At 59.6% G+C, this 23,459-nt stretch carries 21 protein-coding genes; 16 read left to right on the top strand and 5 right to left on the bottom strand.

From position 1 onward, the window contains the following. Positions 1-150: 150 nt before the first annotated feature. The 11 genes from edd to RMV17_RS22675 all read left to right on the top strand — a co-directional run bounded on the left by edd (position 151) and on the right by RMV17_RS22675 (position 14,480). A complete protein-coding gene (edd, locus tag RMV17_RS22725) occupies positions 151-1,977 on the top strand; it encodes a phosphogluconate dehydratase (protein WP_137218817.1) in 1,827 nt (608 codons plus the stop codon). After that, the gene (locus RMV17_RS22720; RefSeq protein WP_311882672.1) at positions 1,974-2,924 is read left to right on the top strand and encodes a glucokinase; all 951 of its coding nucleotides are present in this window, start codon (positions 1,974-1,976) and stop codon (positions 2,922-2,924) included. The genes edd and RMV17_RS22720 overlap by 4 nt, the downstream gene beginning before the upstream one ends. Positions 2,925-3,090: 166 nt before the next feature. Continuing rightward, complete coding sequence (locus RMV17_RS22715) at positions 3,091-3,822, top strand: response regulator (protein ID WP_003227460.1); 732 nt, start codon at positions 3,091-3,093, stop codon at positions 3,820-3,822. Beyond that, entirely contained in the window at positions 3,812-5,281 is a 1,470-nt protein-coding gene (locus tag RMV17_RS22710; RefSeq protein WP_311882670.1) for an ATP-binding protein, read from the top strand. Before RMV17_RS22715 ends, RMV17_RS22710 begins: the two co-directional genes overlap by 11 nt. Before the next feature lie 690 nt (positions 5,282-5,971). Beyond that, positions 5,972-7,231, top strand: a complete 1,260-nt coding sequence (locus RMV17_RS22705) for an AGE family epimerase/isomerase (protein ID WP_311882668.1) — start codon at positions 5,972-5,974, stop codon at positions 7,229-7,231. A gap of 119 nt (positions 7,232-7,350) precedes the next feature. Then, the gene (locus RMV17_RS22700; RefSeq protein ID WP_016983700.1) at positions 7,351-8,652 is read left to right on the top strand and encodes an ABC transporter substrate-binding protein; all 1,302 of its coding nucleotides are present in this window, start codon (positions 7,351-7,353) and stop codon (positions 8,650-8,652) included. 110 nt (positions 8,653-8,762) lie between these two features. Then, complete coding sequence (locus RMV17_RS22695; protein ID WP_007917874.1) at positions 8,763-9,671, top strand: carbohydrate ABC transporter permease; 909 nt, start codon at positions 8,763-8,765, stop codon at positions 9,669-9,671. After that, complete coding sequence (locus RMV17_RS22690; protein WP_093430462.1) at positions 9,664-10,509, top strand: carbohydrate ABC transporter permease; 846 nt, start codon at positions 9,664-9,666, stop codon at positions 10,507-10,509. The genes RMV17_RS22695 and RMV17_RS22690 overlap by 8 nt, the downstream gene beginning before the upstream one ends. A 2-nt stretch (positions 10,510-10,511) precedes the next feature. Next, positions 10,512-11,672, top strand: a complete 1,161-nt coding sequence (locus tag RMV17_RS22685) for an ABC transporter ATP-binding protein (RefSeq protein WP_034153390.1) — start codon at positions 10,512-10,514, stop codon at positions 11,670-11,672. Between the two features lie 223 nt (positions 11,673-11,895). Beyond that, positions 11,896-13,245, top strand: a complete 1,350-nt coding sequence (locus RMV17_RS22680) for a carbohydrate porin (protein WP_311882658.1) — start codon at positions 11,896-11,898, stop codon at positions 13,243-13,245. Positions 13,246-13,625: 380 nt separating this feature from the next. Further along, complete coding sequence (locus tag RMV17_RS22675; RefSeq protein WP_034153388.1) at positions 13,626-14,480, top strand: D-hexose-6-phosphate mutarotase; 855 nt, start codon at positions 13,626-13,628, stop codon at positions 14,478-14,480. Positions 14,481-14,702: 222 nt separating this feature from the next. On the opposite strand, the gene RMV17_RS22670 is transcribed toward RMV17_RS22675, so the two are convergent. After that, positions 14,703-15,563, bottom strand: a complete 861-nt coding sequence (locus RMV17_RS22670) for a MurR/RpiR family transcriptional regulator (RefSeq protein WP_171057240.1) — start codon at positions 15,561-15,563, stop codon at positions 14,703-14,705. Positions 15,564-15,789: 226 nt separating this feature from the next. On the opposite strand from RMV17_RS22670, the gene zwf reads away from it, so the two are divergent. The 4 genes from zwf to RMV17_RS22650 all read left to right on the top strand — a co-directional run bounded on the left by zwf (position 15,790) and on the right by RMV17_RS22650 (position 19,492). Beyond that, positions 15,790-17,256: a glucose-6-phosphate dehydrogenase gene (zwf, locus tag RMV17_RS22665; RefSeq protein ID WP_311882656.1), complete on the top strand. Its 1,467-nt coding sequence runs from the start codon at positions 15,790-15,792 to the stop codon at positions 17,254-17,256. Then, complete coding sequence (pgl, locus tag RMV17_RS22660; protein ID WP_034153386.1) at positions 17,243-17,953, top strand: 6-phosphogluconolactonase; 711 nt, start codon at positions 17,243-17,245, stop codon at positions 17,951-17,953. The genes zwf and pgl overlap by 14 nt, the downstream gene beginning before the upstream one ends. Before the next feature lie 17 nt (positions 17,954-17,970). Beyond that, entirely contained in the window at positions 17,971-18,636 is a 666-nt protein-coding gene (locus RMV17_RS22655) for a bifunctional 4-hydroxy-2-oxoglutarate aldolase/2-dehydro-3-deoxy-phosphogluconate aldolase (protein WP_008082815.1), read from the top strand. Between the two features lie 280 nt (positions 18,637-18,916). After that, positions 18,917-19,492 carry a hypothetical protein gene (locus RMV17_RS22650; RefSeq protein ID WP_108225495.1) on the top strand — a complete coding sequence of 192 codons (576 nt, stop codon included), beginning with the start codon at positions 18,917-18,919 and terminating at the stop codon, positions 19,490-19,492. Here RMV17_RS22650 and RMV17_RS22645 read toward each other — a convergent pair. Next, positions 19,489-20,670, bottom strand: a complete 1,182-nt coding sequence (locus RMV17_RS22645; RefSeq protein ID WP_311882654.1) for an aminotransferase class V-fold PLP-dependent enzyme — start codon at positions 20,668-20,670, stop codon at positions 19,489-19,491. The genes RMV17_RS22650 and RMV17_RS22645 overlap by 4 nt on opposite strands. 30 nt (positions 20,671-20,700) lie before the next feature. Further along, the gene (locus RMV17_RS22640) at positions 20,701-20,937 is read right to left on the bottom strand and encodes a DUF3820 family protein (RefSeq protein WP_311882653.1); all 237 of its coding nucleotides are present in this window, start codon (positions 20,935-20,937) and stop codon (positions 20,701-20,703) included. A gap of 205 nt (positions 20,938-21,142) precedes the next feature. Between RMV17_RS22640 and RMV17_RS22635 the strand changes: the two genes are divergently transcribed. Further along, a complete protein-coding gene (locus RMV17_RS22635) occupies positions 21,143-21,610 on the top strand; it encodes a ferritin-like domain-containing protein (RefSeq protein WP_034153383.1) in 468 nt (155 codons plus the stop codon). A gap of 260 nt (positions 21,611-21,870) precedes the next feature. Here the strand turns inward: RMV17_RS22635 and RMV17_RS22630 are convergent, their stop codons facing one another. Together RMV17_RS22630 and RMV17_RS22625 are read right to left on the bottom strand one after the other, a co-directional pair. Then, positions 21,871-22,341 (bottom strand): MaoC family dehydratase, encoded by a 471-nt coding sequence (locus tag RMV17_RS22630; protein WP_003227420.1) that lies wholly within the window; start codon positions 22,339-22,341, stop codon positions 21,871-21,873. Between the two features lie 42 nt (positions 22,342-22,383). Beyond that, entirely contained in the window at positions 22,384-23,328 is a 945-nt protein-coding gene (locus RMV17_RS22625; protein WP_311882652.1) for an alpha/beta hydrolase, read from the bottom strand. Positions 23,329-23,459: the final 131 nt, after the last annotated feature.

Raw genomic sequence — 23,459 nt, 5'->3', positions numbered from 1 at the left:
TTTAGTGGCAATATTTTGTTTTATCTACAACGAGTGACCTGAATCAACTGGTCCGAATGGTCAAAAAAGCCGTCTGTCATTCCAACAACAACGGCGTTTGATCAGCATAGACAATCAGGTCGCCACATCCGTTAGCCTGGAGTTCTACACATGCATCCCCGCGTCCTTGAGGTCACCGAACGGCTTATCGCCCGCAGCCGCGCCACGCGTCAGGCTTACCTTGCACTGATTCGCGGCGCCGCCACTGACGGGCCGATGCGCGGCAAGCTGCAATGCGCCAACTTTGCCCACGGCGTGGCCGGGTGCGGCAGCGAAGACAAGCACAGCCTGCGGATGATGAACTCGGCGAACATCGCCATTGTTTCTTCGTATAACGACATGCTCTCGGCGCACCAGCCGTACGAAGTGTTCCCGGAACAGATCAAGAACGCCCTGCGCGAAATCGGCTCGGTCGGCCAATTCGCTGGCGGCACTCCAGCGATGTGCGACGGCGTCACCCAAGGCGAGCCGGGCATGGAACTGAGCCTGCCGAGCCGCGAAGTGATCGCCATGTCGACCGCCGTGGCGCTGTCGCACAACATGTTCGACGGCGCACTGATGCTCGGCATCTGCGACAAAATCGTCCCGGGTCTGATGATGGGTTCGCTGCGTTTCGGCCACCTGCCGACGATTTTCGTCCCGGGCGGGCCGATGGTCTCGGGGATTTCCAACAAGGAAAAAGCCGACGTACGGCAGAAGTACGCCGAAGGCAAGGCGACCCGCGAAGAGCTGCTGGAATCGGAGATGAAGTCCTACCACAGCCCGGGCACGTGCACCTTCTACGGCACCGCCAACACCAACCAGTTACTGATGGAAGTCATGGGCCTGCATTTGCCGGGTGCCTCGTTCGTCAACCCGAACACGCCGCTGCGTGATGCGCTGACCCGTGAAGCCGCGCACCAGGTTACGCGTCTGACCAAGCAGAACGGCAACTTCATGCCGATCGGTGAAATCGTCGACGAGAAGTCGCTGGTCAACTCGATCGTCGCCTTGCACGCCACCGGCGGCTCGACCAACCACACCCTGCACATGCCGGCCATCGCCATGGCCGCGGGCATTCAACTGACCTGGCAGGACATGGCCGACCTCTCCGAAGTCGTGCCGACCCTGAGCCACGTCTACCCGAACGGCAAAGCCGACATCAACCACTTCCAGGCAGCGGGCGGCATGTCGTTCCTGATCCGCGAACTGCTCGGTGCCGGCCTGCTGCACGAAGACGTCAACACCGTACTCGGCCACGGCTTGAGCAAATACACCAAAGAGCCGTTCCTTGATAACGGTGAACTGGTCTGGCGTGAAGGCCCGGTCGACAGCCTCGACGAAAACATTCTGCGCCCGGTCGCCCGTGCGTTCTCGCAGGAAGGCGGTTTGCGCGTGATGGAAGGCAACCTCGGTCGCGGTGTGATGAAGGTGTCCGCCGTCGCCCTGGAAAACCAGATTGTCGAAGCGCCAGCCATGGTGTTCCAGGATCAGCAGGACCTTGCCGATGCGTTCAAGGCCGGTCTGCTGGAAAAGGATTTCGTTGCGGTGATGCGCTTTCAGGGCCCGCGTTCCAACGGCATGCCCGAGCTGCACAAGATGACGCCGTTCCTCGGCGTGCTACAGGATCGCGGCTTCAAAGTCGCGCTGGTGACTGACGGGCGGATGTCCGGCGCGTCGGGGAAAATCCCGGCGGCGATTCACGTCAGCCCCGAAGCTTATGTCGGTGGTGCTTTGGCGCGCGTGCAAGAGGGCGATATCATCCGCGTCGATGGCGTCAAAGGCACCTTGGAACTCAAGGTCGACGCCGCCGAATTTGCAGCGCGCGAACCTGCCAAAGGCCTGTTGGGCAACAACATCGGCAGCGGTCGTGAACTGTTTGGCTTTATGCGTTTGGCCTTCAGCTCGGCGGAGCAGGGCGCCAGCGCCTTCACTTCTGCCCTGGAGACGCTTAATTGAAACTGGCTTTGGTCGGTGACATCGGAGGCACCAACGCGCGGTTCGCGTTGTGGAAAAACCAGCAATTGGAATCGGTTCAGGTGCTGGCCACGGCCGACCACGCCAGCCCGGAAGAGGCGATCAGCCTCTATCTGAGCGGGCTCGGTCTGGCGCCGGGTTCGATCGGTTCGGTGTGCCTGTCGGTGGCGGGGCCGGTGAGTGGTGATGAATTCAAGTTCACCAACAACCACTGGCGCCTGAGCCGCAGCGCATTCTGCAAAACCTTGCAGGTCGAGCAGTTGTTGCTGGTCAACGACTTCTCGGCGATGGCCCTGGGCATGACCCGTTTGCAGCCGGGCGAATTTCGTGTGGTCTGCGAGGGCACGCCGGAGCCGTTGCGTCCTGCCGTGGTGATCGGCCCGGGTACTGGCCTTGGCGTCGGCACCTTGCTCGATCTCGGTGAAGGTCGTTTCGCGGCTTTGCCGGGCGAGGGCGGTCACGTTGATCTGCCGCTGAGCAGTCCGCGTGAAACCCAGTTGTGGCAGCACATCCATAACGAAATCGGCCATGTCAGCGCGGAAACCGCGTTGAGCGGTGGTGGATTGCCGCGGGTTTACCGGGCGATCTGTGCGGTGGATGGGCACGAGCCGACACTCGACACACCGGAAGCGATTACGGCTGCTGGCCTGGCGGGTGATCCGATTGCCCTGGAAGTGCTCGAGCAGTTTTGCTGCTGGCTCGGCCGCGTGGCCGGCAACAACGTGTTGACCACGGGTGGGCGTGGCGGGGTGTATATCGTTGGTGGAGTGATTCCACGCTTTGCCGACTTCTTCCTGGAAAGTGGTTTTGCCCGCAGCTTTGCTGACAAAGGCTGCATGAGCGATTACTTCAAAGGCATTCCGGTGTGGCTGGTGACAGCGCCGTATTCCGGCCTGGTGGGCGCCGGTGTGGCCCTCGAACAAGCTTGATACCGAGTCGCTTTCATCGCTGGCAAGCCAGCTCCCACAGGTTTTGTGAACGACACAGATCCTTGTGGGAGCTGGCTTGCCAGCGATGAGGCCAGAACAGACAACAAATCTCCAAGGTTCATCAGGCATAATCCGCCCCAATTCCAACAACAAGGATGCCTTCGAAGTGAGCTCAGTCAACAAGTCGATATTGTTGGTCGATGACGACCAGGAAATACGCGAGTTGCTGGAAACCTACCTGACCCGCGCCGGGTTTCAGGTGCGGGCCACCGCCGACGGTGCCAGTTTCCGCCAGGCCCTCAACGAGGCGCCGAGCGATCTGGTGATCCTCGATGTCATGCTGCCCGACGAAGACGGCTTCAGCCTGTGCCGTTGGGTGCGTCAGCATCCGCGTCAGGCGCAGGTGCCGATCATCATGCTCACCGCCAGTTCCGACGAAGCCGACCGCGTGATCGGTCTCGAACTCGGCGCCGACGACTACCTCGGCAAACCCTTCAGCCCCCGCGAACTGCAAGCGCGCATCAAGGCATTGCTGCGTCGTGCGCAATTCGGCCAGGAACGCAGCGGCAGCGACGTACTGGCCTTTGACGAGTGGCGGCTGGACATGGTCAGCCATCGCCTGTTTCACACGGACGGCGAGGAAGTGATTCTCTCCGGCGCCGACTTCGCCTTGCTGAAACTGTTCCTCGATCACCCGCAGGAAATCCTCGACCGCGACACCATCGGCAATGCCACCCGTGGCCGCGACCTGATGCCGCTCGATCGCATCGTCGACATGGCCGTCAGCCGTTTGCGCCAACGCCTGCGCGATACCGAGAAACCGCCACGGCTGATCCGTACCGTACGCGGTAGCGGCTACCAACTGGCAGCCAACGTGGTTGCCGGCAATGGTCACTGAGTCGCTGCGTAAACTCGCCGCCAAAGTGCCGGTGCCGCGCTCGCTGCTTGGGCGGATGTTGTTGCTGACCTTGCTGGCGGTGTTGTTCGCGCAGGCGTTGTCCAGCGTGATCTGGGTTTCGCAACTGCGCGCCACGCAGCTCGAAGGCCTGGTCACCAGCGCCCGCAGCCTCGCCCATTCGATGACCGCCAGCGTCAGTTACTTCCGCTCGTTGCCGGTGGCTTATCGACCGTTGGTGCTCGACCAGTTGCGCAGCATGGGCGGCACCCGCTTCGTCGTGACTCTCAACGACAAACCTTTGGGCATGGATGTGTTGCCGGTCACGCCACGCAAAGCGGCGGTGATGAAAGCGGTCGACGAAGTGCTGCGCCAGACCCTCGGCAATGACACGGATATTTCGGTGACCTTTGTCAGTCCCGAAGATCTGCGCATCTTCAACGCCGGGCTGAAACTCGATGAGCTGCCGCGCTCGTGGGCGCATTACGCGCTGACTCTGGAACCGGTCAATCCACCCGTGCTGGTCACGCAGATTCAGATGGCCCCGGGCGAATGGCTGTACATCGCCTCACTGTTGCCCGAGCCGTACACCAGTCTTGAAGAGCAAGGCCTGCCCTCGCAACAGGTGTGGTTCATCGTGCTCACCAGCGGGTTCTTGCTGCTGTTCATCGGTCTGCTGGTGCACTGGCAGAGCCGGCCGCTCAAACGTCTGGCGCGGGCAGCGCGGGATCTGTCGCTGGGCGCTGACGTCGAACCGGTGGCCGAGGGCGGTGGCAGTGAAGTGGTCGAAGTGGGGCGCGCCTTCAACACCATGCGCGAGCGCATCAGCCGTTACCTGACTGAACGCAGCCAGTTGTTCAGCGCGATTTCCCATGACCTGCGCACACCGATTACCCGTTTGCGTTTGCGCGTCGAGTTGCTTGAGGACGAGAAGCTGCAAGCCAAGTTCGGCCGCGATCTGGATGAGTTGGAGTTGTTGGTCAAAGGCGCGCTGCAATGCGTGAAAGACACCGACATCCACGAGAACATCGAGCCGGTGGATCTCAACCATGTGCTGGATTGTCTGGTCGAGCCGTACCTGGCGCCGAACGGCAACGGTCGCGTGACTCAGCATGGCCGGGCGTTGGCGGCGTATCCGGGCAAGCCTTTGGCGTTGAAACGCTGCATCGGCAATCTGATCGACAACGCGTTGAAGTATGGGCAGAACGCGCATCTGCACATCGATGACGATGACAGCGCGTTTGTCTTGCACGTTGATGATGAAGGGCCGGGGGTGCCGGAGCAGCGCTTGGAGCAGGTGTTTGAGCCGCACTTCAGGTTGGCGGGGCAGCAACAGGGGTATGGGCTGGGGTTGGGCATTGCGCGCAATATTGCCCACAGTCATGGTGGTGAGGTGACGTTGCAGAATTTGCGTGAGGGTGGGTTGCGGGTGACTCTGCAGTTGCCGCGTTCGGCGGATTGAGTCAAAAGCTTTCCCTCACCCTAGCCCTCTCCCAGGGGGAGAGGGGACCGATCGGGGGATGCTGCAGAGATACGCCGACCTGGAAGTCCGGTAGCGAATCCATAATCGACTCGGTATTTCAGGTCGGCGGAAAGCTCATTACACTTCGATCGGCCCCCTCTACCTCCGGGAGAGGGGACTGACCGGGGGGATGCTGCAGAGATACGCCGACCTGGAAGTCCGGTAGCGAATCCATAATCGACTCGGTATTTCAGGTCGGCGGAAAGCTCATTACACTTCGATCGGCCCCCTCTACCTCCGGGAGAGGGGACTGACCGGGGGGATGCTGCAGAGATACGCCGACCTGGAAGTCCGGTAGCGAATCCATAATCGACTCGGTATTTCAGGTCGGCGGAAAGCTCATTACACTTCGATCGGCCCCCTCTACCTCCGGGAGAGGGGACTGACCGGGGGGATGCTGCAGAGATACGCCGACCTGGAAGTCCGGTAGCGAATCCATAATCGACTCGGTATTTCAGGTCGGCGGAAAGCTCATTACACCTCGATCGGCCCCCTCTCCCTCGGGGAGAGGGCTGGGGTGAGGGTAGCTCTTTGTCACCGCTCAGTGACAAACCCCGCCCCCTTCGTTACAAGCCCACCCCGGCCCGTTGTTTAGACTCCCCGCAGTCATAACAACAAAAAAGGCCACCCATGGATCTCTTCCAACCCGGCTTCAGCAGTTGGCTGAACGCCCCTGCCCACCAGCAATGGCTCGCCGCCGAAGGCCTGCGTCTGCTGGATTTCGCCAAGGCAGCAAAACTCCCGCAAGGCTTCGGCAACCTCGATGAACGCGGCCGTCTGCCAGCGAACGCGCAAGCCGAAACCATGAACACCGCGCGCATGACCCACAGCTTCGCCATGGCCCACATTCAGGGCCTGCCGGGTTTCGCCGAACTGGTCGATCACGGCATCGCCGCCCTGCGTGGGCCGCTGCGTGACGCCCTGCATGGCGGCTGGTTCGCGGTCGCCGAACACCGCGATGACAACACCGGCAAGAATGCCTATCTGCATGCCTTTGTCGCACTGGCGGCCAGTTCCGCAGTAGTCGCGCAGCGTCCCGGCGCGCAAGCGTTGCTGGATGACGCCATCGACATCATCGACACGTATTTCTGGAGCGAAGAAGAGGGCGCCATGCGCGAATTCTTCAATCGCGACTGGAGCGAAGAAGAAGCCTATCGCGGCGCCAACAGCAACATGCACGCGACCGAGGCGTTCCTCGCGCTGGCCGATGTCACTGAAGATCCGCGCTGGCTGGTGCGTGCGCAACGCATTGTCGAGCGGGTGATCCACGGTCACGCTGCCGGTAACGGTTACATGGTCATCGAGCACTTCGACCGCAACTGGCAACCGCTGCGTGAATACAACCATGACAATCCCGCCGACGGCTTCCGCCCCTACGGCACCACGCCGGGCCACGGTTTCGAATGGGCGCGGCTGTTGCTGCACCTCGAAGCGGCGCGGGTGCAGGCCGGCATGCTCACGCCCGGCTGGCTCGTCACTGATGCGCAGAAACTCTTCGAGAACAACTGCCGCAACGGCTGGAACGTCGATGGTTTGCCGGGCATCGTCTACACCCTCGACTGGGACAACAAAGCCGTGGTCCGCCACCGCTTGCACTGGACCCACGCCGAAGCCAGCGCCGCTGCCAGCGCCTTGCTCAAACGCAGCGGCGATGAACAATACGAATTCTGGTATCGGCTTTTCTGGGAATTCTGCGAAGTGAATTTCATCGACCGTTGCGACGGCAGCTGGCACCACGAACTCAACCCGCAAAACATCCCGAGCGCTGATATCTGGCCGGGCAAACCCGATCTGTATCACGCCTGGCAAGCCGTGCTGATCCCTCGTCTACCCTTGTCACCGAGCATGGCGACTGCTTTGGCGCAGTTGTCTCAGGGCACTCCTGTGTAACCATGTGGTGACATTCGCGCGTCCCTTCGTTACCTGCGAAGGGAAACGTCCTGTTTAAACTCCTGTGCAGCGCAAGCACCAGACTTGCAATGCATAACAACAAGAAAGGTACATTTCGAATGAATGCGATTTCTCGCCTCGCTACTGTCATTTCTGTCGCCTCCCTGTTCCCGCTCGCAATCCTGCCGCTCAGTGTTTCCGCTGCCGAATCCAAAGGTTCGGTCGAAGTCGTGCACTGGTGGACCTCCGGTGGCGAAAAAGCCGCTGTTGATGTGCTCAAGGCACAAGTCGAAAAAGACGGTTTCACCTGGAAAGACGGCGCTGTCGCCGGCGGTGGCGGTGCGACTGCCATGACCGTGCTGAAAAGCCGTGCCGTTGCCGGCAACCCGCCTGGCGTAGCCCAGATCAAAGGCCCGGACATTCAGGAATGGGCGTCGACCGGCCTGCTCGACACCGACGTGCTGAAAGACGTCGCCAAGTCGGAAAAATGGGACAGCCTGCTCGACAAGAAAGTCTCCGATACCGTGAAGTACGACGGTGATTACGTGGCCGTGCCGGTGAACATTCACCGCGTGAACTGGCTGTGGATCAACCCGGAAGTGTTCAAGAAAGCCGGGATCACCAAGAACCCGACCACCCTCGAAGAATTCTACGCCGCTGGCGACAAGCTCAAGGCTGCGGGCTTCATCCCGCTGGCTCACGGCGGTCAGCCTTGGCAGGACAGCACCGTGTTCGAAGCCGTGGTGCTTTCGGTCATGGGTGTCGATGGTTACAAGAAAGCCCTGGTTGACCTGGACAACGCTGCGCTGACCGGCCCGGAAATGGTCAAGGCGCTGACCGAGCTGAAAAAAGTCGCGACCTACATGGACGCCGATGGCAAAGGTCAGGACTGGAACCTGGAAGCGGCCAAAGTCATCAACGGCAAGGCCGGCATGCAGATCATGGGTGACTGGGCCAAGTCCGAATGGACCGCCGCCAAGAAAGTCGCTGGCAAAGACTACGAGTGCGTAGCGTTCCCGGGCACCGACAAGGCGTTCACCTACAACATCGACTCGCTGGCCGTGTTCAAGCAGAAGGACGCAGGCACTGCGGCCGGTCAGCAGGACATCGCCAAAGTCGTGCTGGGTGAAAACTTCCAGAAAGTCTTCAGCATCAACAAAGGCTCGATCCCGGTGCGCAACGACATGTTGAACAACATGGACAAGCTCGGCTTCGACTCTTGCGCGCAGACCGCTGCCAAAGACTTCCTGGCAGACGCCAAGTCCGGCGGCCTGCAACCAAGCATGGCGCACAACATGGCGACCACGCTGGCGGTGCAAGGCGCGTTCTTTGATGTCGTGACCAACTACATCAACGACCCGAAAGCCGACCCGGCCGACACCGCCAAGAAACTCGGCGCAGCGATCAAGTCGTCCAAATAAGCCGTAACGGCAAGCTGCGAGCTGCGAGCCGCAAGCTACAAGCTTGAGCTCTAGCGGTCTTGCAGCTTGCGGCTTGTAGCTGCTCTTCACTTTTTTTGATGGATTTCCCCATGAGTTCTGTTGCTGTGTTCAGCAAGGCCTCGCCGTTCGATGCATTGCAACGCTGGCTACCCAAACTGGTACTGGCGCCGAGCATGTTCATCGTGCTGGTGGGCTTCTATGGCTACATCCTGTGGACGTTCGTGCTGTCGTTCACCACCTCGACCTTCCTGCCCAACTACAAGTGGGCTGGCCTTGCGCAATACGCGCGGTTGTTCGACAACGATCGCTGGTGGGTCGCGAGCAAAAACCTCGCAGTGTTCGGCGGTATGTTCATCGGCATCACCTTGGTGATCGGCGTGTTGCTGGCGGTGTTCCTCGACCAGCGCATCCGTCGTGAAGGCTTTATCCGCACCATTTACCTGTACCCGATGGCGCTCTCGATGATCGTCACCGGTACCGCGTGGAAATGGCTGCTCAACCCGGGCATGGGCCTGGACAAATTGTTGCGTGACTGGGGCTGGGAAGGCTTCCGTCTCGACTGGCTGATCGACCCGGATCGCGTGGTCTACTGCCTGGTAATCGCTGCTGTGTGGCAAGCCTCGGGCTTCATCATGGCGATGTTCCTCGCCGGCCTGCGTGGCGTTGATCAATCGATCATCCGTGCCGCGCAGATCGATGGCGCGAGCATGCCGACGATCTACTGGAAAGTGGTGCTGCCAAGCCTGCGCCCGGTGTTCTTCAGTGCCGTGATGATTCTGGCGCACATCGCGATCAAGAGCTTTGACCTTGTCGCCGCAATGACCGCCGGTGGCCCGGGTTATTCCTCCGACCTGCCGGCGATGTTCATGTATTCCTTCACCTTCAGTCGCGGCCAGATGGGCATGGGCTCGGCCAGTGCGATTCTGATGCTCGGTGCGATCCTCGCGATCATCGTGCCTTACCTGTATTCCGAGCTGAGGACCAAGCGCAATGACTAGTCTCGCTGCCAAACCTGCTATCAGCCTGAGTCGCATCGCGATCTACGCAGTGCTGATCATCGCTGTACTGCTTTATCTGGTGCCGCTGGTGGTCATGTTGCTGACCAGCTTCAAGACCCCGGAAGACATCAGCACCGGCAACCTGTTGAGCTGGCCGACCGTGGTCAGCGGCATCGGCTGGGTCAAGGCCTGGGCCACGGTTGACGGTTACTTCTGGAACTCGATCAAGATCACCGTTCCGGCCGTAATCATCTCCACCGCCATCGGTGCATTGAACGGTTACGTGCTGTCGTTCTGGCGCTTCCGTGGTTCGCAGTTGTTCTTCGGTCTGCTGTTGTTCGGCTGCTTCCTGCCGTTCCAGACGGTGCTGCTGCCGGCCTCGTTCACCCTCGGCAAGATGGGCCTGGCAAGCACCACCACCGGTCTGGTGTTTATCCACGTGGTTTACGGTCTGGCGTTCACCACGCTGTTCTTCCGTAACTACTACGTGAGCATTCCGGATGCGCTGGTGAAAGCTGCACGCCTCGACGGCGCAGGTTTCTTCACGATTTTCCGCCGGATCATTCTGCCGATGTCGACGCCGATCATCATGGTCTGCCTGATCTGGCAGTTCACCCAGATCTGGAACGACTTCCTGTTCGGTGTGGTGTTCTCCAGTGGTGATTCGCAACCGATCACGGTGGCGTTGAACAACCTGGTCAACACCAGCACCGGCGCCAAGGAATACAACGTTGATATGGCAGCGGCGATGATCGCCGGCCTGCCGACCCTGCTGGTCTATGTGGTCGCAGGCAAGTATTTCGTGCGCGGGCTGACGGCCGGCGCAGTCAAGGGGTAATCATGGCAACGCTCGAACTTCGCAACGTCAACAAGACCTACGGTGCCGGCCTGCCGGACACCCTGAAAAACATCGAACTGTCGATCAAGGACGGTGAGTTCCTGATCCTCGTCGGCCCGTCGGGCTGCGGCAAGTCGACCCTGATGAACTGCATCGCCGGTCTGGAAACCATCACCGGCGGCGCGATCATGATCGGCGATCAGGACGTCAGCGGCATGAGCCCGAAGGATCGCGACATCGCCATGGTGTTCCAGTCCTACGCGCTGTACCCGACCATGAGCGTGCGCGAGAACATCGAGTTCGGTCTGAAGATCCGCAAGATGGCGCAGTCGGCGATCGACGAAGAAGTCGCGCGCGTGGCCAAGCTGCTGCAGATCGAACACTTGCTGAACCGTAAACCGGGTCAGCTCTCCGGTGGTCAGCAACAGCGCGTGGCGATGGGCCGTGCACTGGCGCGTCGGCCGAAGATTTATCTGTTCGACGAACCGCTGTCCAACCTCGACGCCAAGCTGCGTGTCGAGATGCGCACCGAAATGAAACTGATGCACCAGCGCCTGAAAACCACCACGGTCTACGTGACCCACGACCAGATCGAAGCGATGACCCTGGGCGACAAGGTTGCGGTGATGAAGGACGGCATCATCCAGCAGTTCGGCACGCCGAAAGACATCTACAACAACCCGGCCAATCTGTTCGTGGCGAGCTTCATCGGTTCGCCGCCGATGAACTTCATCCCGCTGCGTCTGCAACGCAAGGACGGTCGTCTGCTGGCGCTGCTCGACAGTGGTCAGGCGCGTTGCGAGTTGCCGATGAGCATGCAGGACGCCGGGCTTGAAGATCGCGAAGTGATCCTTGGTCTGCGCCCTGAACAGATCGTTCTGGCGAACGGCGAGGGCAATGGCCTGCCGAGCATTCGCGCCGAAGTGCAGGTGACCGAGCCGACCGGCCCGGACACCCTGGTGTTCGTCAATTTGAATGAAACAAAAGTCTGCTGCCGTCTGGCGCCAGACGTGGCACCGCAGGTAGGCGAGAGCCTGACGCTGCAATTCGATCCGTCGAAAGTGTTGTTGTTCGATGCAAACACCGGTGAGCGTCTGGGTACTGCCGGGCAACCACAGACCGATGCGCGGTCTGCGAACGTGGCGCAATTCAAAGGCCGCTGAAGAACAATGCTGGAATGCGGTCATGTGGGAGCTGGCTTGCCAGCGATGAGGCCGGCACATCCAACATGGATGTCGCCTGAAGCACCGCCATCGCTGGCAAGCCAGCTCCCACAGGGATTGGATTCCAAAAGGAGCACGCGGTGGATGGCCTGTAATCCATCGCACTTTATGTAAACCGCGTTAGATAAAAACAGTTAATAACAATAAAGACGAGGATGTAGGGATGAAAAAGAAACACGTCAATGCCCGGTTGATCTGCCAAGTATCAGCTGCGGCGGCATTGGTGCTGGCCGGTAACGCCATGGCGGCGGACGCCTTCAGTTCCGATTCGAAATGGATGACCGGCGACTGGGGTGGCGAGCGTACCAAGCTGATCGAGCAGGGTATCGACATCAAAGCCGACTACGTTGGGGAAGTCGGTGGCAACCTGCACGGTGGCTACAACGACGACAAGACCGCGCGTTACGCTGACCAGTTCGGTCTGGGCGTGGCACTCGATCTGCAAAAGCTGTGGGGCTGGGATAACACCCAGGCGAAGATCCAGCTGACCAACCGTAATGGCTACAACATCTCCAACGACCGCGTTGGCGATCCGCGTGCCGGCACCCTCAGCTCCTCGCAGGAAGTCTACGGTCGTGGCCACATGGTGCGTCTGACCCAGTTGTGGATTCAGCACCAGTTCTTCGACAACAAACTCGACGTCAAGGCCGGTTACTTCGGTGAAGGCGAAGACTTCAACACCTTCCCGTGCGACTTCCAGAACCTGGCGTTCTGCGGTTCCCAAGTGGGCAACTGGGCGACCAACATCTGGTACAACTGGCCCGTCAGCCAGGCCGCGATCCGCGTGAAGTACAACATCAACGACGAACTCTACGCGCAAATTGGTGCGTACAACCAGAACCCGTCGCAGCTGGAACACGGCAACGGCTTCAAGCTCAGCGGCAGCGGCACCAAAGGTACTGTGTTGCCGGTGGAGTTGGTCTGGTCGCCGAAGGTCAACAGCCTGCCGGGCGAATACCGCGTCGGTTACTACAAGAGCACGGCCGATGCCGACGATGTTCGTGAAGACGTCAACGGTTTCGACGCGGCAACCACTGGCGATGCCTACAAGACTCACAGCAGCAAACATGGCTACTGGTTCGTGGCGCAACAGCAACTCACCAGCCACAACGGTGATGCTTCTCGCGGTCTGAACATCGCGGCCAACGCTACGTTCCACGACAAAGACACCAACTTCATCGACAACTATCAGTCGGTGATGTTTGTCTACAAAGGCCCGTTCGACGCGCGTCCGAAAGATGACGTCGGTATCGGCGCGGCGCGTATCCACGTCAACGATGACGTGAAGAAGAACGCCGAGCTGCTGAACGCTTCCAACGGTGTGTCGGATTACGACAACCCGGTGTTCTCGCCGATTCGTGAAACCGAATACAACTACGAGATCAACTACGGCTTCCACGTCACCAACTGGCTGACCGTACGTCCTAACCTGCAGTACATCACTCACCCGGGTGGTGTGGATGAAGTGGACAACGCTTTGGTCGCTGGCCTGAAAATTCAGTCTACGTTCTAACGCGTCTGCGATAAGCTCCTCTCTATGTGCGCATATTTGCGGACAGCGAGGGGGCGTTCTCAATTGTTTTACCCGCCGCGTTGTCGCCTTAAAGCGAGCCAGGCAAGGCGCAGGCCGATGGGAATGGTTTTTCCCTTTCCAAGGCCTGCAACGCAGCCTGGCTCGCTTTAAGGCACAACCCGAAGGGCCGGGCCTGCTGTTGTGCAGGGCTGCGTTGCTCGAAGCTTATTTGGAATGACCAAACTACGCTTCTCGCGCCTTGCCCTGCACAACAGCAGACCCGGCGCGGTGGGAAAAACAATTGAGAACGCCCCCTAGGCTGTCCGCTTTTTTTTGGGGGCAGGCGCAGCCCGTCACAGATGAATTCGGAACCGTGGCAAATGCATGAGCATCCGCTACAACGCTTCTTCAAATCCCTGCGTGAACAACCGGTGTTCGCCTGGGAGCGCTATCAGATGCGCGACGTGTTGGTGATCGATCATCCGCTGTGTCAGGCGGTGTTCAGTCGTCAGGGCGCGCAGTTGTTGCACTTTCAACCGCGCGGGCAAAAGCCGTGGTTGTGGTGTGCGGCGAAGTGGCCGCATGTCGGCGCGATCCGTGGTGGCGTGCCGGTGTGCTGGCCGTGGTATGGCCGTCATCCCAGCGAAAACGCCTGGCCGTCCCATGGTTGGGCGCGTTTGCTCGACTGGAAGTTGCTCGACAGCAGCACCGCTGACGATGGCGTGCGCCTGCACTGGCAGTTGCAGCTGTGCGACTGGCAGGTTGACCTGCATGCGCATCTGGGCGAACGCATGGAACTGCGTCTGAGCACCGAGCATCAGGACGACATGCCGTGCCAGTTGAGCCAGGCTTTGCATGCTTACTGGCGTATTGGCGATGTTGGTGAGATAGCGCTGTCTGGGCTCGAAGGGGCGCAGGGTTATGACCAGTTGAATCGCCAGGTTTGCCAGCAGGAAGGCGAGTTGCGGGTCGATGGCGGTTGTCAGCGGGTGTTCCAGCATGACGGTGAATTGCAGCTGAAAGATCACGCCTGGCAGCGCGAGTTGTGCATTGATACCGGCGACAGTGCCGACACGGTGGTCTGGCATCCGGGCGCGCGGCCTTTGCTTGGTGTGACGTGGGATGAGATTTCGGAGTTTGTCTGTGTTGAAGCGGCGGCGGGTGGGACTGACAGCCTGCATCTGGCGCCGGGGGAGAAGGCGCATTTGAGTTTGCAGGCGTGGGCGGCGGCTTGAGTGTGTCAAGTACACCGCTACCCTCACCCTAGCCCTCTCCCGGAGGGAGAGGGGACCGAATGGGGGATGCTTAAGAGTTACGCCGAGGTGAAAGTGCAGTGCTGAATCCATAATCGACTCGATCATTCAGGTCGATGTATAGCGCAAGACACCTCGATCGGCCCCCTCTCCCTCCGGGAGAGGGCTGGGCGGGCGGCGTTCCGATGAGGGTGCTTTTGACTTTTAGTTGAATTCATCCCCAACCGGATACCGGCTAGCATTCAAACTCTCTTTGATCTTGCGCAAATGCGGCTGGAAATCCACCCCGCGACGCAACGTCATCCCGGTCGCCAACACATCCAGCACCGTCAACTGAATGATCCGCGACGTCATCGGCATATAAATGTCGGTGTCTTCCGGCAACGGAATATTCAGGCTCAAGGTACTCGCCTTGGCCAGCGGCGAATTCTCCGCCGTCAGGCCCAGCACCGAAGCACCGTTCTCCCGAGCAATGCGCGCCACTTCCACCAGCTCGCGGGTGCGGCCGGTGTAGGAAATGATCACGAACAACTCACCGGTGTGCGCCACCGAAGCAATCATCCGCTGCATCAGCACATCGGCATGCGCGGTGACGGCGAGGTTGAAGCGGAAGAACTTGTGCTGCGCATCCAGCGCCACCGGTGCCGAAGCGCCGAGGCCGAAGAAGTGGATCTGCCGCGCCTGAATCAACAGGTCGACGGCGCGGCTGATCAGGTTCGGATCGAGCGCTTGGCAAGCACTGTCCAGTGAGGCGATGGCGCTGCCGAAAATCTTCTGCGTGTACGCCTCGGGATTGTCGTCTGCCTCGACCGCGCGACTGACATACGCCGCGCCGCTGGCCAGGCTCTGCGCCAGTTGCAGTTTCAGCTCGGGATAGCCGCTGACACCGAACGAACGGCAGAAGCGGTTGACCGTCGGTTCGCTCACCGAGGCTGCCTGGGCGAGGGCGGCGATGCTGAAGCGGGTGGCCTGCTGCGGGTTGAGCAGGATCACCTCGGCGACTTTGCGTTCGGCCTTGTTCAGGTCTTCAAGGCGACTCTGGATCTGTTCCAGTAAATTTCGCACGCGGTCCATATGGAATTCCTAATTCACCTGCGCAAAGGTGCGCCGGGCTATGCAAATTGGGCCTTTGATATGGCCCGTAACGGTGGCCTATCCTACTGATGGCTCCGACCGACCACCACTCGGAATCTGTATTTTGCGAAAATGTTGTGGTTATTACTACATTTTCCCTTGAGTGATGCCTTGAAAAAAGGTATTTGTAGCTTAACTTGATAAAAGAACAAACATCATGCCTTCGATTACGGTTGAACCGTGCACCTTTGCCTTGTTCGGCGCGCTTGGCGATCTGGCCCTGCGCAAGTTGTTTCCTGCCCTTTATCACCTCGATGGCGCTGACCTGCTGCACGAGGACACGCGCATCATCGCGTTGGCCCGTGAAGAAGGTTCCGAGCAACAGCACATGGCGTTCATCGCCGCCGAACTGCGTCGTTATGTGGGCAAAGAGCTGGACGAGGCCGTCGCCGAGCGTTTTCTCGCACGCCTGACCTACCTGCACGTCGACTTCCTCAGATCTGAAGATTATGTAGCGCTGGCCGAACTGGCCGGCAGCACGCAACGCATGATTGCCTACTTCGCCACGCCGGCAGCGGTGTATGGCGCTATTTGCGAGAACCTGGCGAAAGTCGGTCTGGCAGAAAACACCCGCGTGGTGCTGGAAAAACCGATTGGCTCCGACCTCGAATCGTCGCGCAAGGTCAACGACGCCGTGGCGCAGTTCTTCCCGGAGAACCGCACCTACCGCATCGACCACTACCTGGGCAAAGAAACCGTTCAGAACCTGATCGCCCTGCGTTTCGCCAACAGCCTGTTCGAAACCCAGTGGAACCAGAACTACATCTCCCACGTGGAAATCACCGTGGCCGAGAAGGTCGGTATCGAAGGCCGCTGGGGCTACTTCGACAAGGCCGGCCAGCTGCGCGACATGATCCAGAATCACCTGTTGCAACTGCTCTGCCTGATCGCCATGGACCCGCCGGCTGACTTGTCCGCCGACAGCATCCGTGACGAAAAGGTAAAAGTGCTCAAGGCGCTGGCGCCGATCAGTCCGGAAGGCCTGACCACCCAAGTGGTGCGTGGTCAGTACATCGCCGGCCACAGCGAAGGCAAATCCGTACCGGGTTACCTCGAAGAACCGAATTCCAATACCCAGAGCGACACCGAAACCTTCGTCGCTTTGCGTGCCGATATCCGCAACTGGCGCTGGGCCGGCGTGCCGTTCTACCTGCGTACCGGCAAGCGCATGCCGCAGAAACTGTCGCAGATCGTCATCCACTTCAAGGAACCGTCGCACTACATTTTCGCCCCTGAGCAGCGTTTGCAGATCAGCAACAAACTGATCATTCGCCTGCAACCGGACGAAGGCATTTCCTTGCGCGTGATGACCAAAGAGCAGGGCCTGGACAAAGGCATGCAACTGCGCAGCGGGCCGCTGCAACTGAATTTCTCCGACACCTGGCGTAGCGCGCGGATTCCCGATGCCTATGAGCGGTTGTTGCTGGAAGTGATGAACGGCAATCAGAACCTGTTTGTCCGTAAAGATGAAATCGAAGCCGCGTGGAAGTGGTGTGACCAGCTGATCGCCGGGTGGAAAAAATCCGGTGACTCGCCCAAGCCGTATGCGGCCGGGTCGTGGGGGCCGATGAGCTCCATTGCATTGATCACGCGGGACGGGAGGTCGTGGTATGGCGATATCTGATGTGCAACTGCCTGCGGGCGTGAACGCTCACGAATTCAAGAGCCCGGTGCTGTTGGCCGAAGGTCTGGCGCTGAACGTCGCCAAACAATTGAGCGAGGCCATTGCGGCACGCGGCAACGCGGTGCTGGTGGTGTCCGGCGGTCGTAGCCCGGTGGCGTTTTTCCAGCACCTGGCCAAGCAGGAACTGGATTGGTCGAAGGTCGTCGTGACCCTCGCCGACGAACGCTGGGTTCCGGTTGAACACGCCGACAGCAATGCCGGCCTGCTCAAGCAATACCTGCTCAAAGGCCCGGCGGCCAAGGCGCAGTTCCTTAGCCTGTATAGCGCGGCGGCCAACGTCGAGCAGGCTGCTGAACAGGCTGATCGTCTGCTCGCCGAGTTGCCGCCGATTGATGTGCTGGTGTTGGGCATGGGCGATGACGGCCACACGGCGTCGCTGTTCCCCGACAGCCCGAACCTCGCCGAAGCGCTGCAGGCTGATGGCACGCGCCGTTGCTGGCCAATGCTGGCGCCGAGCGTGCCGCGTCAGCGCCTGACCATGAGCCGTGCGCTGCTGGCTTCGGCGAAACACAAGATTCTGTCGATTTCCGGTCAGTCGAAACTGACCACCCTGAATGCCGCACTGGCATCCGACGTCGCCGCCATGCCAGTGCGCGCGTTTCTGCAACCTACGTTAGAGATTTACTGGTGCCCATGAGCCAAGGAACAGCCGCTATGACAACCCCATCCCCGACCGTTTCCATGGCGGACAAAGTTGCCCTGATCGACAGCCTCTGCGCCAAGGCGCGGATCCTGCCGGTGATCACCATCGCTCGCGAACAGGATGTGCTGCCGCTGGCCGATGCCCTGGCCGCCGGTGGTCTGACCGCGCTGGAAGTGACCCTGCGTTCGCAGTTCGGCCTCAAAGCCATTCAGATCCTGCGCGACCAGCGTCCGGAACTGATGACCGGTGCCGGCACCGTGCTCGATCGCAACATGCTCGCGGCTGCCGAAGCCGCTGGCTCGCAGTTCATCGTCACTCCGGGTATCACCCGTGACCTGCTGGAAGCCAGTGTCGACAGCCCGATTCCGTTGTTGCCGGGCATCAGCAACGCCTCCGGCATCATGGAAGGCTATGGTCTGGGTTATCGCCGCTTCAAGCTGTTTCCGGCTGAAGTCAGCGGTGGCGTGGCGGCAATCAAAGCCCTTGGCGGTCCGTTCGGCGAAGTGAAATTCTGCCCGACTGGCGGCGTCGGCCCGGCCAACATCAAGAGCTACATGGCGCTGAAAAACGTCATGTGCGTGGGCGGTAGCTGGATGCTTGATCCGGAGTGGATCAAGAACGGCGACTGGGCCCGTATTCAGGAATGCACCGCCGAGGCGTTGGCGCTGCTGGACTGATTGTTACCAGACACTTCGTTGTGTGTTCTACGGCTTTACGGTGCGCTTGGTCGGTGCACCGTTTTTTTTTGCCTGAAAATTGCTGTGTAGAAGCTATGTAGGAGCTGTCGAGTGAAACGAGGCTGCGATCTTTTGACGTTGCTCTTGAGCGCCAACATCAAAAGATCGCAGCCTTCGGCAGCTCCTGCATCGACACCGTTACGACGCGATACATAGTTACCGCACAGCCGCGTTTGCGTGGCGCTAATCTGCGTTCATCTTACGGAAGAGAGAACGCCTCATGGACGACCATCAATCTGTCGCTGTAATACGTAACCCATTGCATCAACCGGGGCCGCAAGGCGGCAGCCCGGTCTGGCGAGAAACGGCGGGCAAGGTGCGCAACATCAGCCGTGGCGTCGAAGGCCTGCCACTGGTATTGCGTCTGGCCCTGGTCGACGCCATGACCGGAGAACCGGTCGTTGGCGCCCAGGTCCAGATCGAACAGAACATCGGCGCCGACAACCTGTGCGGCACCCAGTCGACCGACAGTCAAGGCATTGTGCGGTTTACCAGTATTTACCCGGGTCTGCACGCTGGCGGGGCCTCGTGCATCGCCATGACCGTGTGCATCGCCAGTGATGATCAAAATCCGCAGTCACATCAGGAGGCCTGGACAGGACGGCTGCATCTTCCCAATGCCTGTAGCTGTGAAGCGGTGGGCGATGACGCCTCGCGGCTGGTGTTGCGAGCGATTGGCGGGGAAGGTCTTGAGGACGGCTATTTCGGCAGCCTGACGATCGGCGTCGACACCTTTGCGGTGTCGTCGCAGATCGGCCTTGCGGGCTACGAAAAGCCCACGGGCGCGGTGTTTTAGCGCAGCTCGTTCAGCGCCCGTACCAGCAACTGCATCTCGGCAGCGGTGGTGGTCAGCCCCGGTGTAATGCGGATGCTCGGCCCGCTGGCTGCACCGTTGCGCACCACGGTAAACAGGTTGTATTCGTTGAGCAGACGCTCGGCCATCGCCTGTTGATCGTCGTGCCGGGTGAAGCGCAGCGAGGTGATGCCGCAATACAGTCGTGGATCGTCTGGCGTCATCACCTCGATACCCGGCAAATGCCGCACCGCGCTGACCCACAGATTGCGCAGATAATTGACGCGAGCGCCTTTGGCCGGCGCACCGCCGAGCGAGCGGTGCTCCTCGAACACTAGCGGCAAGGTCATCAGTGCTGGAATGTTGGGCGTGCTGTACGACGTGCGCGCACGGATATCATTGGCCGGGTAATGCATTTCATCCATGTCCGGATCGATATCGGCCAAGCGTTGCGGCGCGATATAGAGGAAGCCGAGGGTGAGCGGTGCGCCGATCCATTTGTGCAGGTTATAACCCGCGAAAGCGATGCCCAGTGCTTCAAGATCGAACTCGATCTGACCGAGCGCATGGGCGCCGTCGAGGATGACATCGACGCCATGTTCCTTGGCGAGCGCGGCGATGGCTTGTACCGGCATGACCAGGCCGGTGCGGTGAGTGACGTGGGTCAGGGCCATCAGTTTGATCTTCGGGTGGCCGCTGAACGCTTCGCGGTAAGTCTCCAGCAGACTGTCGTAACTCGCTGGATGCGCGTGGGCAATCTCGATCACCTCGGCGCCGCGATGTTTGGCCAGCCAGCGCATGGCGCCTTTGACCGTGTCGTATTCCAGGTCGCTGATCAGCACTTGATCGCCCGGCTGCAAGCGGTTGTAGTTGCGGATCAGCGATTGCAGGCCTTCAGTGGCGTTGCGGGTGAAGGCTACGCTCTGTGCACGTACGCCAATCAGCTCGGCCAGTTGCGCACGGATATCGAGGTTGTCGTGCTGCTCGAAACGCTGGCGCACGTACACCGAATTGCTGGTGTTGATCAGCTCGATATTGCGCTGGTACTCCTCGATCACCGTGCGCGACATGCGCCCGAAGTAACCGTTTTCCAGGTTCACGGGGCCGGGTTGAACGTCGTAACGGTCGGCGAACGTTTGCCAAAAGGCTTCGTCACGGGCGCGGCGGGTGTTATCGGGCATGGTCGGCTGACTCTAAGAAAGGAGGGCGCTTCAGTGGCGCGGGGCAGGTTTGCCGTGTTTGGCGCGCAGCGGTTCGAGCAGGTCCGAGAGGCCGTTATGGTCGATCTCCTGCATCAGCGCGAGCAGGCCACCGAGTTCGCCGTGCGGGAAACCTTCACGGGCAAACCAGTTCAGGTAAGGCCCCGGCAGGTCGGCAATGATCCGGCCCTTGTATTTGCCGAAGGGCATTTCTTGGGTGATCAGCAGTTCGAGTTTTTCGGGATTCATCAGTGAGATCGTCTGGCTTCAAATCAGTTTGGAAAATACAGGCATTCTGCATGCAGGCCAAATGACAGATCATGCAAATAACCGTGATACAGATAGTTCATTTATCTTTAATCTATTGATTTATAACGATTTTTTATAAATAAAAAAGCTGGCATGCACACTGCAATATCCCTTGCATCTTCAACCAATCGCAAGGAATTGAAAAATGACCGACATGAATAAAGAAGCCATCTCTGTACTCAATGACCTGATTGAAACCAGCAAGGACGGTCAGGAAGGGTTCAAGACTTGCGCTGAAGACATCAAGCACCCAGAACTGAAAACCCTGTTTGTAACTCGCTCCGCTGATTGCGCCACCGCTGCAGCAGAACTGCAAGCCGAAGTTCGCAAGCTGGGCGGCGATCCGGAAACCTCTACCAGCGTCAGCGGTGACCTGCACCGTCGCTGGGTCGACGTCAAAGCCATGTTCACCGGCAAAGACGAAGAGGCTGTGCTGAACGAAGCCGAGCGTGGTGAAGACCATGCACTGAAGGCATATCGTGAAGCCATCGAGAAGATCAACAAGCACAACCTGGTCGGTATTCGTGATCTGGTTGAGCGCCAATACCACGGCGTGCAACGCAACCACGACCAGGTGAAAGCCCTGCGTAACCAGGCTCGCGCTCGTTCGTAAGCGTTTGCCGGTTATAAAAAACGCCAGCTAGTCTGGCGTTTTTTTATGGGACTTTGAAAAGCAAAAAGCCCCTCACCCTAGCCCTCTCCCGGAGGGAGAGGGGACTGAACGAGGTGTTCTTTCGAGCTACATCGACCTGAAATATCCAGTCGAACTCAAGATCTGAAAACAGCAGAGATCGGCTCCCTTTCCCCCTCGCCCCCTTGGGGGAGAGGGCTGGGGTGAGGGGGAAAAGCTTTACCTGACACCCCGCTAATCAATCAGCCAATGCTAATCGCCGGCAGCGTTGGCAGTGTTACGGTCTGCTGCTTACGCGGCGCCAGAATCTCAGCCTCACCATCCACCACCAACTCATCACGCTGATTGAACACGCGCGTCGCAATGCGCACACGAAACTTCGGCAGCTTCTCGAGGATTTCCAGACGTACTGTCAACGTGTCGCCAATCTTCACCGGCTTCTGAAAGCTCATCTGCTGACCGATATAAATGGTGCCCGGCCCAGGCAATTCGCAGGCAACGGCGGCACTGATCAGCGCACCGCTGAACATACCGTGAGCGATACGCTCCTTGAACATGCTCGCGGCGGCGAACTCGGCGTCCAGGTGCACCGGGTTGTGGTCGCCCGACATCGCGGCAAACAGTTGGATGTCGCGCTCTTCGACGGTCTTGCTGTAGCTGGCGGTCTGGCCGACTTCGAGGGCTTCGTAAGGGATGTTGGTAACCTGGGTCATCGGTCTCGATTCCTGTGACGGATTCAGTGAATCCAGAAAAAATTATTCGCTGCGCTGAGGGCGCGGATGGCTCAGGACCTGATCGATCCAGGCCAGCACATCAGCGATCACTTCGTCGCGATTGGTTTCGTTGAACAATTCGTGCCGCGCCTGCGGATAGATCTTCAGTTGCAGGTGCTGGCTGCCGGCCGTGCGTAACGCATTGGCCAGATCTGTCAGACGCTTGCCTTCACTCACCGGATCACATTCGCCGCCGATTACCAGCAGCGGCAGGCCCGGGTCGATCTGCGCGAGATTGGACGCTTTGCTGATCTGCTGCAAGCCGCCGAGCAGGTCGATCCACAGTTGATTGGTGCAGCGAAAGCCACACAGCGGGTCGTTGGCGTACAGGTCAACCTCGGCGGGGTCGCGGCTCAACCAGTCGAACGGTGTGCGCGCCGGTTTGAATTTGTTATTGAACGAGCCGAACGACAGCCATTCGATCAGCGCACTGCGACCCTTGCCACCCTGACGCAGTTTTTCCAGACGGGCGATCTGCCGCGCAGCGCGATACAGCGCAACGGGCTGAAAATTGGAACCGCTGAGTATCGCCCCGTGCAGACTGGCGCTGTGGTGCAGTAAATAGCCTTGGGCAAGATAGCTGCCCATGCTGTGCCCCAGCAGGATGATCGGTACCCCGGGGTGCTGCTGGCCGAGGTGCTGATTGAGGCTGGCCAGATCGCCCAGCACTTTGCACCAGCCGTCGTCATCGGCGAAGTGGCCGAGGGTACCGTGATTGGCGGTTTTGCCATGTCCGCGCAAATCCGGCGCGTACACGCCATATCCTTTGTCGCAAAACGTGTCGGCCAGTCGCGCGTAGCGACCACTGTGTTCGGCCATGCCGTGGGCCAACAGGATCACCGCTTTCAACGGCGCCGCCGGCAGCCATTGATTGACGAACAGGCGGCTGCGGTCACTCGCGTCCAGCCATAGGGTGTCGTGGATCATGGCGATTCCTTTGCTCAGAGTCGGATCATTGTATAGCGCGTCTGATCAGCCCACGCCACGGCAGGAAGATTCACACGATCAATGACGGCTTTGTCCATATTTGCCTCAATGGCCATAGCTGCTAGTGTCCG

Origin of the sequence: Pseudomonas sp. VD-NE ins, assembly GCF_031882575.1 — a bacterium.
Classification (GTDB): domain Bacteria; phylum Pseudomonadota; class Gammaproteobacteria; order Pseudomonadales; family Pseudomonadaceae; genus Aquipseudomonas; species Aquipseudomonas fluorescens_BZ.
The sequence above is the reverse complement of the archived record's forward strand: the minus strand, read 5'-3'. Positions and strand labels throughout refer to the sequence as shown.